The sequence below is a fragment of the Pseudomonas sp. MM227 genome (genome assembly GCF_947090715.1).
Classification (GTDB): Bacteria; Pseudomonadota; Gammaproteobacteria; order Pseudomonadales; family Pseudomonadaceae; genus Aquipseudomonas; species Aquipseudomonas baltica.
The window spans coordinates 2,716,477-2,731,915 of record NZ_OX352319.1; the positions used below are offsets into that span (position 1 = coordinate 2,716,477).

Below are 15,439 nucleotides of genomic sequence, written 5' to 3' on the forward strand. Positions count from 1 at the left end.
CGCCCGTATCGTGGCTGACATCTTCCTTCGACAGGTGAACGCCATGACGCATGCCATCTCCATGAACCCGGCCACCGGCGCCGAGCTGCGACGCTACCCCTTCGACAGCGAGGCGCAACTCGAGGACACCCTCGCCGGCAGTTTTGCCGCCTTCGAACAATGGCGCTACGTTGCGCTCGGTGAGCGCGCTGCAGCCATTGCACGCATGGCAGACGTGCTGCGCAAAATGAGTGAGCCGCTGGCGCAGATGATCACTCGGGAGATGGGCAAGCCCATCACCCAGGCGCGCGCCGAAGTCGAGAAATGCGCCGGACTGTGCCAGTGGTACGCCGAACACGGCCCGGCGATGCTCGCCGCCGAAGCGACCCAAGTGCCCGGCCAGAAAGCGCGCATCGAATACCGTCCGTTGGGGCCAGTGCTGGCGGTGATGCCGTGGAATTTCCCGCTTTGGCAAGTCTTGCGCGGCGCCATTCCGGTGATCCTGGCCGGCAATGGCTATTTGCTCAAGCACGCGCCGAACGTGATGGGCAGCGCCACACTGCTGCGGGAGGCGTTCGACCAGGCGGGCCTGCCCCAAGGCCTGTTCGCTGTGCTCAACGTCGAGCCCGCTGGTGTATCGCGGGCCATTGCCGACCCGAGGGTGGCTGCCGTGACCGTGACCGGCAGCGTCGGTGCAGGCTCGGCAATTGCCGCACAAGCCGGCGCGGCGCTGAAGAAGTGCGTACTGGAACTGGGCGGCTGCGACCCGTTCATCGTTCTGGCCGATGCCGACATGGACGAAGCGGTCAATGCTGCCCTGCTCGGCCGATTCCAGAACACCGGCCAGGTCTGCGCCGCCGCCAAGCGCCTGATCGTCGAGTCGAGCATCCTGCCGGCCTTCACCGAACGCTTCGTGGCCGCAACGCGCGCCCTCAAGGTCGGCGACCCGCAGCTCGACGATACCTATATCGGCCCCATGGCTCGCTTCGATCTGCGCGACGAGCTGGATGGCCAGGTACAGGCTTCTATCGAGCAAGGCGCCCAGTTGCTGCTGGGCGGACACAAGCTGGCCGGCGACGGCAATTATTACGCGCCCACCGTGCTTGCCAACGTGCAGCCGGGCATGACCGCCTTCGATCAGGAGCTGTTCGGCCCCGTGGCCTCCATCGTCGAGGCGCGCGATGCGAACCACGCGCTGGCACTGGCCAACGACAGTGATTTCGGGCTGTCGGCAACGGTGTGGACCGGGGATGTGGAGATGATCGAATATTTCACCGAGCGCCTGGAAACCGGTGCGATCTTCATCAACGGCTACGGTGCCTCGGATGCCCGCGTGGGCTTCGGTGGCATCAAGAAAAGCGGCTTCGGACGCGAGCTGTCGCACTTCGGTTTGCGCGAGTTCTGCAACGCGCAGACCGTGTGGCTGGATCGCCGCTGAGCTGTTCAGGCAACGGGCTTGTGCGGCATAGTCATGCACCGCAGTGACTCTCCGCACCCCGAGGCCCCATGACCCGAACCGTCCTCCAGCAGTTTCCCGCGCAGCGCGACGACATCGGTGACCTGATCACCCGTCGCCCGCTGCCTGGCCCCGGCATCGAGCAGCTCGATCCGTTCCTGTTTCTCAATCACCACGGTCCGCAGACCTACCCCCCCAACAACCAGGGGCTGCCGTTCGGGCCGCATCCCCATCGTGGCTTCGAGACGGTCACGTTCATCCTCAAGGGCGAGCTGTCGCACCTGGACAGCGGCGGCCATGAAAGCATCATTGGTGCCGGCGGCGTGCAGTGGATGACGGCGGGTTCCGGGCTGGTGCATGCCGAGTTGTCGCCGCAGTCGTTCAAGCGCGAAGGCGGCCCGCTGGAGATCCTCCAGCTGTGGGTCAACCTGCCAGGGCGTTTGAAAATGACGCCTCCGGCCTATGTCGGCCTGCAAGGCGCGGACATCCCCACGATCACCGAGCCTCTGGCCGAGGTTCGCCTGATTTCCGGGGACTATGTTTCCCCTGGGCATGGCGCCAGGCGCGGACCGATCGAGTCGTTGACCGGCCTGTGCCTGATGACCGTACACCTGCAACCCGGCGCCCGCCTCTCGCTGCCGGCACCGTTGGGCGAAAACGTCTTTCTCTACGTGGTCGACGGCGAGGCCGAGATCGCCGGGGCCTCGCTGCAATGCCATCATCTGGTCAAACTCAGTGACACGCACGACACGGTAACGGTCGATGCCACTGGCCCAGCCACGCTGCTCTATGGCCATGGCGCGCCACTGGGCGAACCAGTGGCCAGCTACGGTCCGTTCGTGATGAATACTCGCGAGGAAATCCAGCAGGCGTTTGCCGATTATCAGGAGGGCAAGTTCGGTCATATCGCAGACTGAGCGTGCCGCGTTGCCTTGGCCAATCAGCGCTGGTGACTGGAGCAAAACGTCAGAAACGAGTAATACTCTGCATGAAGTCGACCCGATAACCACAAGAACCGGACTTATTCATGCAAACCAGCCTCAGCCCGATCGATCGGCGCATCCTGCGCCTGCTCCAGCACGACGCGGACCTCTCGGCGGCCCAGGTCGCCGAACGTGTGGAGCTGTCCCAGTCACCCTGCTGGCGACGCATCCACCGCATGCAGGAAGAAGGGCTGATCGAACGCAAGGTTGCCCTGCTCAACCCGAAAAAACTTGGCCTGAGCATGACCATTTTCGTCAGCATCAAGCTGTCGGGGCACGGCAGACGGCACCTGACCGAATTCGAGGAAGCCATCATCGGCTACCCGCAGGTGCTCGAGTGCTACACGATGGCGGGCGGCATGGATTTCATGCTCAAGGTGGTGGCCAAGGACATTGCCAGTTACGAGCGGTTTTTACGCGACCATCTGCTGCAGAAGCCGCATGTGCAGGAAGCCTACTCGAATATCGCCATGAGCGAAGTCAAGCGGACCACCGAGCTGCCGCTGGAGTGAGGGATGGGCGCACAAGAAAAACAGGAAACCACAGACAAATCATTTGACATGCAAATGATAACGATTATTATTGAGCTCAACCGGTCGAGAGATCGGTTGGATAATCCGAAGGGCCTTAGGTCGGACCTTCAGATTATCTCCTCATCAGGCTAATCACGGTTTTTGACCCGGCTTTTTGCCGGGTCTTTTTTTGGATCTTCAGGCTAATGAAGAGCGTTGCACGCCGTCGGTTTCGAACTTCACCGACTTGAAGGCGCCACTGCAAAGATGGCGCGGATGATATCAAAAGAACATCGGAAAACGGAAGTCCGAACTCGCTTTCTCTCTACAGATGACCAGGTTTCGCGCAAATGGAGGTGTCACCGATGACCCCGCTGCTCACGCCCTCGCACGATCTGTCAGACCTCATTCACGACCAGCCACACCCGGACCGTCTTCATCGACAATTGCTGGATCTGCCAAGGCGGACTCGACAAGTCCTGCTCTACAGCCGCCTCGACGAACTTCCCTACCTGGACATCGCCCAGCGCTTGCATACGACAGTCGGCGACGTCGAAGCCAGGATGCAGGCCGCGCTGCGTGCCTGCTGTACACCTCTCCTTGCCGGCCAGAACATGGCCATCCACTGGTACGTCAAGCTACAAAGCCCATTGACCACCGCCAGCGAGCGCATCGACTTCCGGCGCTGGCTGGACAGCGACGGCGCTCATCCGTCCGCTTTCCATGCCACCGAGCTGCAATGGCGCCAGCTGCTCGCGCCAGCCACGCAGCTGGGCCACGACCGCTGGCACCACAAGGCACGCCAGGGGCTGGGGCTGCGCGGCTGGGTGACAGCAGGCCTGGCCATGGCGCTGGCGATGGAGCTCATCAGCCAGAGCCTCTGAGCCTACTGAAACAGACCCAGCTGGCCGCCGATCAGCGTATTGAAATCGTCGTTGACGAACGGCAGGATCGCATCGGCAACAGGCTGCAGCTGTCGGCTCAGGTAATGGTCGTAGTCGATGGCTGAATGTCGCGCTTCCAGAGGCTCGGGCCCCGCCACCGTCATCACATAGCTGATCCAGCCGCCGCGCTGATACTGCAGGGGCCGCCCCATCGAGCGGTTCAGCTCGTCGGCGATGCGTGCCGCTCGTACGTGCGGTGGCACGTTGCGTTGATAGTCGCGCAAGGGTCTGCGCAGTCGCTTGCGGTAGACCAGCAAGTCGTCCAGCCCACCCGCCAGGGTTCGTTTCACGTAATCGCGGACATACGCCTGATAGCCCTGATACTGGAAGATTCTCGAGTACAGCGCCTTCTGGAACTCACGGGCCAGCGGCGACCAGTCGGTACGTACGCTTTCCAGCCCCTTGTAGACCATCTCGTCCTGACCGTCGGCGCGCCTGACCAATCCCGCGTAGCGCTTCTTGCTGCCCTCTTCCGCGCCACGAATGGTCGGCATCAGGAAACGCCGGAAATGGGTCTCGAACTGCAGTTCCAAAGCGCTGCTGAGTCCATATTCACGCTGAAGGTGCTGACCCCACCAAAGGTTGACCTCGGCCACCAGTTCCTTGCCGACGCGGCTGGCCTCGGCTTCGTCGTGGGCGCTGTTGAGCCAGACGAACGTTGAGTCGGTGTCGCCGTAGATCACCTGGTAACCGCGCGCCTCGATGAGCTCGCGGGTACGGCGCATGATCTCGTGGCCGCGCAGGGTGATCGACGACGCCAGGCGTGTGTCGAAAAAGCGACAGCCGCTGGACCCGAGCACGCCGTAGAACGCGTTCATGATGATCTTCAGCGCCTGCGACAATGGCGCGTTGCCCTGCGCCTTGGCCGTCTCGCGCCCCTCCCAGACGCTGGCGACGATGGCCGGCAGGCAATGCCGGGTACGTGAAAAGCGCGCGCCGCGAAAACCTTCGACCGAGTGTTGATCGTCGGGGTTGGCCAGACCTTCCGCCAGACCTACCGGGTCGATCAGGAACGTGCGGATGATCGATGGATACAGGCTCTTGTAGTCCAGCACCAGCACCGACTCGTACAGGCCGGGCCGTGACTCCATGACGAAACCGCCTGGGCTGGCCTCGGGTGGGCGTTGGCCGATATTGGGCGCTACGAACCCCTGGCGATGCATCGCCGGCAGATACAGATGGGTGAAGGCGGCGATCGAGCCACCGCTGCGGTCCGCTGGCAAGCCGGTGACGCTGGCGCGTTCGAGCAGGAAGGTGAGCAATTGCGTCTTGGCGAAGATCCGCGTGACCAGCACGCAATCCTTGATGTTGTAGCGCGCCAGGGCCGGTTTGTCCTCGGCGAACATGCGGTTTATTTCGTCCATGCGCTGGTACGGCGTGGAAATGTCCTTGCCCTCGCCCAACAGCGTCCGCGACACGTTTTCGAGACTGAACGAGGGAAAGCTCCAGGTCGCCGAACGCAGCGCTTCGACCCCGTCGATGATCAGCCGGCCCGGCGCGCCGGCGAAAAAGTGGTCGCTGCCGCTGCCGTGTTCGCGCCAGGTCATCTCCGCGCCACCGCGGCCCAGCAACAAGGGTACGTTGAGGCGTCTGGCGTGTTCGTGCAGGACGCGCAAGTCGAACTGCACGACGTTCCAGCCGATGATCACGTCCGGGTCGTGTTCGGCGAACCAGGCATTCAGGCTTTGCAGCAGTTCCACCCGGCTCTGCCGGTAATGCAGGGCAAAATCCAGCGTGCGCGCATCGCCGTTGGGCGGTCCCAACATGAACACATCACGTTGGCCACAGCCTTCGATGCCGATGCAGTACAACTCACCCTGGGCGGTGGTTTCTATGTCCAGCGACGCCAGCCGTAGCTGTGGACGGTAGGCCGACGCCAGCTTGAGCCTGGCCTCGTGGTATTGGCCGTCGGCTTGCAGTTGTCCATCGAAGCCCACGGCCGCCGTAATGAAGCGCTCCATCAGGTAGCGCTCCGGTGGACGAATGTCAGCCTCGTACACTGCTATGCCGGCTTGCCTGAGCATGGTTTCCAGACGTTGCAACTGGCCGTACTGCCGGCAATACAGGCCTGAGACAGGTTGCTGGTCGAAATCGCGCAGCGCCAGCGGTTTGAGCTCCACACCGACCTCGCCTTCGAGCAGACGCCGCGCGTGTTCCTGCTGCAGTGTCGGCAGGAAGGCGACCGAAGGCTGGAGCGGCAGGCGTACCAGCCGCGGCCCGGCATCGGTCGCCAGCCACAGTTCGACCTGGGTGCCTTCGGCGGTGTCGCGCCAATGTCGCGTCAGGATGAAACCCTGTTGTGGGGTCACGGCGGCGGGCCTTTAACGAGGAAAGTAGGCGCGGCGACTGCAGGCCGAGCTCATATGAAGCAACATCATAAACTGTACATCCATACACATAAAGCTTGCCTGTCTTGATACGTCTGGCATGCTACGGCTCTGCACGGCTTCTTCATCAAGGTACCTATGCGGCTGTTTCTCTGCGAAAAACCTTCCCAGGCAAAAGACATCGCCAAAGTGCTGGGCGCCACGCGCCGCGGCGATGGCTGCTGGATCGGCAATGCCGTCACGGTGACCTGGTGCATCGGGCACCTGCTGGAAACCGCGCCGCCCGATGCCTACGACGCGCGCTACAAGCGCTGGGTGCTGGCGGATCTGCCGATCATCCCGCAGCAATGGAAAATGCAGGTGAAACGCAAGACGGCCAGCCAGTTCAAGGCGGTCAAGCGCTTGTTGGGTGAAGCCCAGGCACTGGTGATCGCAACGGACGCCGACCGCGAAGGCGAAATGATCGCCCGCGAGCTCGTCGATCACTGTCGCTACCGCGGTCCGGTGCAGCGGCTGTGGCTGTCGGCCCTGGACGACGCCTCGATTCGCAAGGCGCTGGCGGCTCTCAAGCCGGGCGCCGAGACGTTCTCCCTGTATCACAGCGCCCTGGGGCGCTCGCGGGCCGACTGGTTGATCGGCATGAACATGAGCCGGCTGTTCACCCTGCTCGGCCGTCAGGCGGGGTACCAGGGCGTGTTGCCCGTGGGGCGGGTACAAACCCCGACCCTGCGCCTGGTGGTGGACCGCGACCGAAGCATCGCCGATTTCGTCCCCGCCGCCTATTGGGCCATCGATGTGCAACTGCTCGGCGAACAGACCGAGTTCACGGCGCAGTGGATACCGCCAGCAGACAGTTGCGACGATCAAGGACGCTGCCTCAACCAGGCGCTGGCGCAGCAGGCCGCTGCAGCGCTCAGCCAGGCAAGCCACGCAACGCTGCGCAAACTGCGTACCGAGCGCGTCAAGGAGGCCGCCCCCCTGCCCTTCGACCTGGGCACCTTGCAGGAGGTCTGCTCGAAGAAGCTCGGGCTGGGGGCACAGGAAACCCTGGACGTGGCGCAGGCACTGTATGAAACCCACAAGGTCATCACCTATCCACGCAGCGACTGCGGCTACCTGCCGGTCAGCCAGCACGGTGATGCCAGAGCGATCATTGCAGCCCTGGGCCGCGCCGACCCCGGGCTGGCAGCGTTGCTCCCCCACCTCGATGCGCAGCGGCGCTCACGCGCCTGGAACGACGCCAAGGTCGGCGCCCACCACGGCATCATTCCAACCGCGGTCGCGGCAACGTCCGACAAGCTGCAGGGCAAGTACCGCGCGGTGTATACCCTGATCCGCGCCCGCTACCTGGCGCAGTTTCTGCCCAATCACGAATACGACCGCACCCAGGCCGACTTCGACTGCAGCGGCCAGGCGTTGCGCGCGGTCGGCAAGCAGGTGGTCGAACCCGGCTGGAAGCGCGCCATACCGCAGGCGCTCGGCGCTGCCAAGGGTCGCGAAGCGCCGGCTCCGCAGCCATTGCCGCGGCTGATCGAGGGCCAGCGCTGCGTGGTACGCGACGTGAAGCTCAAGGACCTGTGGACCCAACCCCCGAAACCCTTCACGGAAGGTGATTTGATCAAGGCGATGAAAAACGTCGCCAAGCTGGTCGAAGACCCGCGCCTGAAGCAGAAACTCAAGGACACCACCGGGATCGGCACCGAGGCCACCCGCGCCGGCATCATCCAGGGCCTGCTGGATCGCGGCTACCTGACCAAGCAGGGCAAGGCACTGGCGGCGGCACCCGCCGCCTTCAGTCTGATCGACGCGGTACCTCGAGCCATCGCCGACCCGGGCACCACTGCCATCTGGGAGCAGGCGCTGGACATGGTGCAGAGCGGTGAGATGTCGCTGGAAACCTTCGTCGCCAAACAATCGGCCTGGATGAGCAAGCTGGTGGAACGTTGCGCCGGGTTGCGCATGGTCATCAGCGGTCCTGCGCCAAAAGGCGCGACGCCGTGGAAAAACAAGCGCAAGCGCAAGTCTTCAAAGGCAGCCTGACCTGCAATCCGTCGCCCGACGCCTAGATGTGCACGCCTTGCTTTGTGAAATGGCGCAACTACCGGTACGCTGCCCCGATCATTTCCTGCCAGGCACTGCCCTTGATTGCGCTGCATGACATCGCTGTGACCAGCGACATCGACCCCTCCATCAGCTGTGACCGCTGCGCCGCCAAGTGCTGTCGCCTGGAAGTCATGCTGATCACCGACACCGGCGTACCGGAGCGCTTCATTGAAGTGGACGAATGGGGTTCGGAAACCATGTCGCGCCTGGACGATGGGTGGTGTGCCGCATTGGACCGACGCTCCATGAGCTGCAGTATCTACCTGAATCGCCCGTTGATCTGTCGCGAGTTCGACATGGGCGGGCCGGACTGCCAAGAAGAGCGCATGCGCCCTTAGGCAGCCCGGTTCCGGGTCATATCACCTTGACCGCACGACCGATGAACTGGATGGGGCCGGTTGGCCTGCCCGTCGTCGAGCCTGACTTGGGCTCCAGGGTCAGCTCGAACAACTGGTTGTTCTCCAGCGGCGGAAGCTTGTCCAGGGCTACGTGTACGCTCTGCCCCGGTTCCACCAGACCCAGCGAGACAGGACCTTGCCAGCTGTCGGCCTTGGTCCAGAACTGCAGGGCGCGGTCAGCCGGCACCGCCGTATCGTTCAACGGAATCAGCTGGACCTCCCTCGAGTCACTGGCCTGCACCACCCAACCTGGCGCCTTGTCCTGAGGCGCGATGAGCACGACGACATAAGCTGGACCCGGCACCGGCGCGCGAACGTTGAACAACAACGCGCCCAGCACTAGCGTTGCCGCCAGCCCGGCGCCCGCCAACCCGCGCCAGACACCCAGGCGATTCCACCAGATCGGGATGGGCTGCGCGCCTGCGCTGTCGAGGCTGCGCTGGATCCGTGGCCACAGCGTCGCCGGCGTCTGCACAGGGGTGACGCGTTGAGCCAGGGGCAACAGGCGCGCTTCCCATGCATCGACCGCCGCGCGCAGTTCCAGGTCAGTGGGCAATCGCCGTTCGACTTCTGCCCGCCGCTCTGCATCGAGCGTTCCCAGCACATACTCGCTGGCCAGTTCTTCAGTATTCATGGGCTCTACCGTCTCGCTTCGTTCGCTCATCCCATGCACTCACGCAGTGATGCCAGGCTGCGCTTGATCCACGCCTTGACCGTGCCCAGCGGCGTTTCCAGCCGCTGGGCGATCTCGGCATGGGTGTAGCCATCCAGATAAGCGTGGTACAGGCACTGGCGTCGCTGCGGCTCCAGTTGCTCCAGGCACCCGTCGATCCGCGCACTGCCCAGTGCCGCATCTGCGGCTTCGTCGGTGAACAACGACTGCAGATCGTCCTCGTTCAGCCCGCGCAACCGCGCGTTGCTGCGAATGTGGTTGAGCGCAAGGTGCCGGGTGATGGTGAACATCCACCCCCGCGCCGAACCTCGCTGCGCGTCGAAACTGGCGGCTTGCGTCCAGATCCGCAGGAACGCATCGTGGACGATATCTTCGGCCAACGCTCGATCGCCGACAATGCGCAGAGCCACGGCCAACAGGCGCCCGCCTTCGCGCTGATACAAGCCGTGCAGTGCCTGGCGATCGCCACGGGCACAGTTCTGCAGGGCAACTTCGTAATCGAATGGATTTTCCGGCAAGGACAAGAAAGACCGCCATGGCAAGTGGGAGAATGAAGCTCGCTCGGCAGTGTAGACCAGGCGCGCGGACTTGCCGTTCCGCGCGCCAGGTCTATACGACTTTTACTTGGCGGACCAGAAAATGTAGTCGGCCTTGTATTTGACGATTTCTTTCTGACCCTTCTGCGCGGTGGTACACGCGCTGGTCGGGGCAACGCCGCCCTTGAGTGCGGTGCGCTGGATATAGGTCACGCCCTGCATGGCGCCCTTGCCTTCGACCGGATTGGCTTTGACCAACTGGTAAGGCAGATTGCCGTCGCCGGCCGGTGCGACAGCAACCTGAGTGCCGGTCACCTTGGAGCCGTCTGCCGACTGCCAGGTGGCGGGCGGGCCGAAATAGGTGCCTACTTGCTTGCCGGAGCGATCATTGAGAACGGCCTTGGGACCAACGAACGTCCACTCTGTCTGGCCAGCGGCATTGGCCTTGTCACGGCATTCATAAGTGATTTCGCCCATGCCGACGGTTTCCATCGCGACCTTGTTGCCAGCCGGAACCTGAACCGGAGAAGGCAGATCCATCTGCGCGTGGGCAGTGGTGGCCAGGGCGAAGGTGGCGGCAAAGAGGACGTTGGCCAGGCAGAAACGGTGTGTGCTGTTCATGTCGTAAGCTCCATAAGAGTGATCGAACCGGCAGCGCCTTGTGTAGCTGCTGTAGGTACTACTCATCAGCGGGGCATTTGGATGCAGTTAAAAAAAGATTTTTCCTACAACGCCCATTCACATGCAGCGCAACCCCTGTCGCTTATTCGGGTCCATGCTTAAGCCCGCAGCAATTTCCAGAGAGCCCTATGCCTTCCAACATCGCCACCAACGACAGCTGGCCACAGCGTTTTCGCGACAAACCCTGGTTATGGACCCTCACCGGCCTGCTTCTGGCCGTCAGTGCGGTGGTGGTGGTATGGAGCATCGTCAATGCCCTGCTGCACGCCGACCGTCAACATGCCTGGTATGCACTGCTGGGTGGCACCGGTGGCTTTGCAGCGACTGCCCTGGGCGCATTGATCGCCCTGGCACTGAGGGAAATATCCTCCAAGGTACAGGACGTGATGCTTGGCTTCGCCGGCGGCATGATGCTGGCAGCGAGCACCTTCTCGCTGTTGCTGCCAGGCCTGGCAGCCGCCAATACCCACACCGACAGCTCTGCGGTCGCCGCCTTGGTGGTGATCCTCGGCCTGGGGCTTGGCGTGGGCTTGATGCTGGCGCTGGACAAGGTCATTCCCCACGAACATGAAAACGCCGGCAGGCACGGCCCCAATTCCGAACGAATCCACCGAGTGTGGCTGTTCGTGTTGGCCATCACTCTGCACAACCTGCCTGAAGGCATGGCCATCGGTGTCAGCCTGTCCGACGGCAACCTTGCAGTCGGCATTCCGCTGACCAGCGCGATTCTGTTGCAGGACATTCCCGAAGGCCTGGCGGTGGCCATGTCATTGCGGGCGACGGGACTCAGCGCGGGCAAGGCTGCCTTGGTGGCGATGGGCTCCGGTCTGATGGAACCGCTGGGCGCGATGGTTGGCCTCGGACTGTCGAGCGGCTTCGCGCTGTCCTACCCGATCAGCATGGGACTGGCTGCAGGCGCCATGATTTTCGTGGTGTCTCACGAAGTGATTCCTGAGACCCACCGCAATGGTCACCAGACCCCGGCAACGCTGGGCCTGATGCTGGGGTTCGCGGTAATGATGTTCATGGATACCGCGTTAGGTTGACGACTGGCTGCCCTGGACCAGCCTTTGCGCTATCTGGGGCAGAACCTGCTCGCACGGCTGCGTGACCTTGATGCTGAGCAGTCCATCGGCGCGAGTGCGGCCCATGTTGATCGCCAGCAGGCGTTTGCCTTGGCGAGACATCTCCTGACACAGGCGAAAGCTCGAATAGGCCATCAGTGATGTGCCGACGATCAGCATGCCAGGCGCCGCTTCCACTGCCTTCCACGCGGCCCGAGCCTGCTCCGGTTCGACGCCTCCGCCAAAGAACACCACGTCAGGCTTGAGCAGATCGCTGCCACAGCAAGGACAATGGGGCATGCGGAATGCCTCGAGAAAGCGCGCTGCCAGTTGTGCATCACCATCAGGCGCGAGTACCGCATGCACGTCCTGCAGGTAAGGATTCTGCTCTTCGAGCAGCAACTGCACATCGTCGCGCCGCAGTCGCATGCCGCAATCCAGACAGACCACTCGGTGCAGGTTGCCATGGAGTTCGACGACGTTGCGGCTGCCAGCCACATCGTGCAGCCCGTCGACATTCTGGGTGATCACCCCGCTGATCAGGCCCTGCCCCTGCAGTGCTGCCAGCGCCTGGTGAGCCGGGTTGGGCGTGGCCTGGTGCACACCCCGCCAGCCCACCATCGCCCGCGCCCAGTAGCGCTTGCGCGTGGCGGGGCTGGCGATGAAATCCTGATGCATGATCGGTGCGCAGCCCCGCCTGACCCCGTCGCTATCGCGATAATCGGGAATGCCGGACGCGGTGCTGATGCCTGCCCCGGTCAGTACCAGATAAGGCGCCTGCGCCATCTGCTGGTAAAGGTCATCGGCGAGTTCGACCATGGCTGCAATTACCTCGAGTTAGCGGGAGGCCACACGGCCGAGCAAAAGCGCAGGTTCAGGATTGCGAGGGGGTAGCCTGGTCCATCAGCTCGTCAACCGCCTTGGCGCACTGGACGCGATAGTCGGCAGGCAGCAGGCACAACTGCGGGCTGCCCAGCAGCCTGAGCTTCGCCGCTTCGGCAACCGCTTGCATGTCGACCCCGCGCAACGAAAATTCCTCGAGCAACGCCTGCATCGCATGGTGACGCTGATCCGGACTGGACGTTGAAATCGACATATTTTTTTCCACGATAAAGTGCCCATGTGAAATGCACTGCTTGAAATGACAATGACTGCCGGGGCCGACGAAATACTTCGCTGTGGCGATGGACGGTCGCCGGACATTGAACGGTTCGGCGCTGGCAATCACGCGCGGGGCCCCGCAATCGCTTAGAATACCCGCCTGCAATACCCGTCGATTTCCGGAGCCTTACATGATCGCAGCCCCTACAACCACGCTTTGCATCTACCACGGAAACTGTGCCGACGGCTTCGGCGCAGCCTGGGTAGTGCGCAAGGCGCTTGGGCCTGACGTCGAATTTCATGCCGCCGGACACGGTCAGCCGCCACCCGATGTCACCGGCAGGCGTGTGCTCATCGTCGACTTTGCCTACGACTACGAAACACTCATGGCGATGGCGGCTCAAGCTGTTTCGATCCTCGTGCTCGATCACCACAAGACCGCCCAGGCCGACCTGCTCCAGGTGCCGCCGGCCGCAGCCTTTGGTGAACAGGCAGAAGGCGGCAACGTGCACGCCCTGTTCGACATGAGCCGCTCGGGTGCCGGCCTGGCCTGGGACTACTTCTTCGCCGGCCAGCCGCGCCCTGCCCTGATCGACCATATCGAGGACCGCGACTTGTGGCGGTTCAACCTGCCGGGCACGCGCGAAGTGCTGTCCAATCTGTTCAGTTATCCGCAGGAGTTTGCCGTGTGGGATGCGCTGCTGGCTGCGCCCGTCGAGACGCTGTTGGCGGACGGCATTGCGATCGAACGGCAGCGACAGAAAACCGTGGCCGATCTGCTGCGCGCCACCGCGCGACGAATGTCGATCGGCGGTCACGACGTGCCGGTGGCCAACATACCCTCACTGTTCGCCAGCGATGCCGGCAACATCATGACCCAAGGCGAGCCGTTTGCCGCGTGCTACTCGGATGGCCCCAAGGGTCGCTCGTTTTCGTTGCGCAGCACCGATGAAGGCATGGACGTGTCGGAAGTCGCCAAACAGTTCGGCGGTGGCGGTCATCGCAATGCGTCGGGCTTCCTCGTACCGTACGGCCACGAATTGACGCGCTGAGCACAGGTGGAATGACCACCGACCACCCCTATTTTGCTGGAGAGCGTCACATGCCGCAGGAACGACTGGATCTACTGAAACTGCCCAAGGACGTACGAGGCTCGGTCAATGGCCTGGTCCGCGCGTTGAATGCCGCCAGCACCAAAGCGGATGTAGAGCGCGAAGGCGCGCTTGAAATTGCCCTGATCCTGGGACTCGAACAGTCGCGCAAACTCAAGCCGGCCGATATCGAGGCGCTGTACATGATTTTCGACGACGCCAAGGAGGCACGCCTGCAGGCGTTGCAGAAGTGACCGTTCAGGTTGCCGTTCAAGCCGCCGCGCTGCCTTCGAAAGGAGCCTGCCGCAGGCAGTTGCGCCCGGCGTTCTTGGCGGCATACAGGGCCTTGTCGGCAGCACCTATCAGGTTGTGCGCCGTGACGTAGGGCGCGATGCCCATCGCTATTCCCACGCTGATGGTCACGCGTGCCCCGGCGCCCAGAGCGGGATGGGCAAGCCCCAGGTCCGCGACCGCCGTGCACAGGTCCTGCCCCAACTGCCTGGCCTGCTGGCTATCGGCCCCCACCAGCAACACCAGCATCTCCTCGCCACCGAAACGGAACGGCATGGCATTGGATTGCCGGGACAACTCCTTGATGGTTGCACTGACCTGCTTGAGGCAGCTGTCCCCTTGCAGGTGGCCATAGCTGTCGTTGTAGAGCTTGAAGTGATCGATGTCGATGAGGATCGCCGTCACGCAGGTCGCTTCGGTCCCTGCTGCCTGCCACAGCTGGGCGGTGACATCGCCCTGGTGTCGACGGTTGAACAGTTGAGTCAGTGGGTCGGTGCGGGCCATTTCGGTCAGTTGCACTTCCAGCAGGCGCCCGCGCAAGGCAAACAGATAGCTGAGTCGGCTCGCACGCTCGAGGAAATACGAAGCCATCAGCAACAGCACCACTGTTGAGCCGTACAAGAAGGCATTGGCGCGCCACGTCACCGGGTCCATGAATCCCGCGATGTGAGTGGTCAGCAACTGGATGCCGAGCATGCTGGCCATGGCAGCCACCGCGAAGCGAAACGGTAACTGTTGAATCATCGTGCAATACACCATCAGCAACAGCATGCCTAACTGATAGTGCAGGCGATAGGGACTGTCGCTGTAGATCATCACCACCAGCGGCATCAACGAGGACAATACCGTGGCCAGCGCCGACACCGTCTCCAGCGCTCGACGTGAGGTGAGACGTTGGGCCAGCAGCAGGATGGCAATGATCATTGGGGTGATCAGCAGCAGGCGCCCTACAGCCACATAGGCGAACACATCTTCGAGGGCCAACCAGTCGCTGATCAGGAACAGGTTGTAGATCACTGCACCGCAGATACCGGTGGACGTCAGGAACTGCAGGCGCTGGCGTTGGGTATCGGCCTCGTAGCGACGCTCCAGTTCACGGTCGAACGTCAGACCACCCATGCCGCTTGCGATGGCCTGCTCGACCAGTGCCATGGTGTGCGGTTCGGGGGAATGAGCCGGTTGAGCTTGAACGGCTTGCATGGGGCACCGGAAAATATGATTCAGAATTTTACTAGACTGCCCCATGATATCTTAGTGCCATTATTGTGGGGCATTAGTTTGGCGCCAATGGAATGAACGG

The 15,439-nt window shown here is 62.7% G+C and carries 16 protein-coding genes; 9 read left to right on the plus strand and 7 right to left on the minus strand.

Annotation, left to right across the window (positions count from 1 at the left end):
• The first annotated feature begins 43 nt into the window (after positions 1-43).
• From ONG87_RS12190 to ONG87_RS12205, 4 genes are all read left to right on the plus strand, one after another.
• A complete protein-coding gene (locus tag ONG87_RS12190) occupies positions 44-1,417 on the plus strand; it encodes an aldehyde dehydrogenase family protein (RefSeq protein ID WP_264381345.1) in 1,374 nt (457 codons plus the stop codon).
• Between the two features lie 68 nt (positions 1,418-1,485).
• Complete coding sequence (locus ONG87_RS12195) at positions 1,486-2,352, plus strand: pirin family protein (RefSeq protein ID WP_264381346.1); 867 nt, start codon at positions 1,486-1,488, stop codon at positions 2,350-2,352.
• 110 nt (positions 2,353-2,462) lie between these two features.
• A complete protein-coding gene (locus ONG87_RS12200) occupies positions 2,463-2,930 on the plus strand; it encodes an Lrp/AsnC family transcriptional regulator (protein WP_122477453.1) in 468 nt (155 codons plus the stop codon).
• Positions 2,931-3,295: 365 nt separating this feature from the next.
• A complete protein-coding gene (locus tag ONG87_RS12205) occupies positions 3,296-3,814 on the plus strand; it encodes a sigma factor-like helix-turn-helix DNA-binding protein (protein ID WP_264381347.1) in 519 nt (172 codons plus the stop codon).
• 2 nt (positions 3,815-3,816) lie between these two features.
• Here ONG87_RS12205 and ONG87_RS12210 read toward each other — a convergent pair whose 3' ends face one another.
• Positions 3,817-6,183: a DNA polymerase II gene (locus tag ONG87_RS12210; RefSeq protein WP_264381348.1), complete on the minus strand. Its 2,367-nt coding sequence runs from the start codon at positions 6,181-6,183 to the stop codon at positions 3,817-3,819.
• 156 nt (positions 6,184-6,339) lie between these two features.
• Here ONG87_RS12210 and ONG87_RS12215 point away from each other — a divergent pair, with 156 nt between their 5' ends.
• Together ONG87_RS12215 and ONG87_RS12220 are read left to right on the plus strand one after the other, a co-directional pair.
• Positions 6,340-8,241 carry a DNA topoisomerase III gene (locus ONG87_RS12215; RefSeq protein ID WP_264381349.1) on the plus strand — a complete coding sequence of 634 codons (1,902 nt, stop codon included), beginning with the start codon at positions 6,340-6,342 and terminating at the stop codon, positions 8,239-8,241.
• Positions 8,242-8,351: 110 nt separating this feature from the next.
• Positions 8,352-8,642 carry a YkgJ family cysteine cluster protein gene (locus ONG87_RS12220; RefSeq protein WP_192103543.1) on the plus strand — a complete coding sequence of 97 codons (291 nt, stop codon included), beginning with the start codon at positions 8,352-8,354 and terminating at the stop codon, positions 8,640-8,642.
• Between the two features lie 16 nt (positions 8,643-8,658).
• Here the strand turns inward: ONG87_RS12220 and ONG87_RS12225 are convergent, their stop codons facing one another.
• The 3 genes from ONG87_RS12225 to ONG87_RS12235 form a co-directional block, all read right to left on the minus strand.
• Positions 8,659-9,336, minus strand: a complete 678-nt coding sequence (locus ONG87_RS12225; protein WP_264381350.1) for an anti-sigma factor — start codon at positions 9,334-9,336, stop codon at positions 8,659-8,661.
• Between the two features lie 26 nt (positions 9,337-9,362).
• Positions 9,363-9,899, minus strand: coding sequence for a sigma-70 family RNA polymerase sigma factor (locus ONG87_RS12230; protein WP_192103313.1), 537 nt, complete (start codon positions 9,897-9,899; stop codon positions 9,363-9,365).
• A 96-nt stretch (positions 9,900-9,995) separates the two neighbouring features.
• On the minus strand, positions 9,996-10,532 hold the full coding sequence (locus tag ONG87_RS12235; protein ID WP_264381351.1) for a DUF3455 domain-containing protein: 537 nt from the start codon (positions 10,530-10,532) through the stop codon (positions 9,996-9,998).
• A gap of 188 nt (positions 10,533-10,720) precedes the next feature.
• On the opposite strand from ONG87_RS12235, the gene ONG87_RS12240 reads away from it, so the two are divergent.
• A complete protein-coding gene (locus ONG87_RS12240) occupies positions 10,721-11,638 on the plus strand; it encodes a ZIP family metal transporter (protein WP_264381352.1) in 918 nt (305 codons plus the stop codon).
• Here the strand turns inward: ONG87_RS12240 and ONG87_RS12245 are convergent.
• Together ONG87_RS12245 and ONG87_RS12250 are read right to left on the minus strand one after the other, a co-directional pair.
• Positions 11,630-12,475 carry an NAD-dependent protein deacetylase gene (locus tag ONG87_RS12245; RefSeq protein WP_264381353.1) on the minus strand — a complete coding sequence of 282 codons (846 nt, stop codon included), beginning with the start codon at positions 12,473-12,475 and terminating at the stop codon, positions 11,630-11,632. The genes ONG87_RS12240 and ONG87_RS12245 overlap by 9 nt on opposite strands.
• Before the next feature lie 55 nt (positions 12,476-12,530).
• Positions 12,531-12,752 (minus strand): hypothetical protein, encoded by a 222-nt coding sequence (locus ONG87_RS12250; protein ID WP_122477437.1) that lies wholly within the window; start codon positions 12,750-12,752, stop codon positions 12,531-12,533.
• Positions 12,753-12,948: 196 nt separating this feature from the next.
• Between ONG87_RS12250 and ONG87_RS12255 the strand changes: the two genes are divergently transcribed.
• Positions 12,949-13,809, plus strand: a complete 861-nt coding sequence (locus ONG87_RS12255; protein WP_264381354.1) for a DHH family phosphoesterase — start codon at positions 12,949-12,951, stop codon at positions 13,807-13,809.
• A 50-nt stretch (positions 13,810-13,859) separates the two neighbouring features.
• The gene (locus ONG87_RS12260; protein ID WP_122477434.1) at positions 13,860-14,102 is read left to right on the plus strand and encodes a hypothetical protein; all 243 of its coding nucleotides are present in this window, start codon (positions 13,860-13,862) and stop codon (positions 14,100-14,102) included.
• Positions 14,103-14,118: 16 nt separating this feature from the next.
• Here the strand turns inward: ONG87_RS12260 and ONG87_RS12265 are convergent, their stop codons facing one another.
• On the minus strand, positions 14,119-15,339 hold the full coding sequence (locus ONG87_RS12265; RefSeq protein WP_185793122.1) for a diguanylate cyclase: 1,221 nt from the start codon (positions 15,337-15,339) through the stop codon (positions 14,119-14,121).
• Positions 15,340-15,439: the final 100 nt, after the last annotated feature.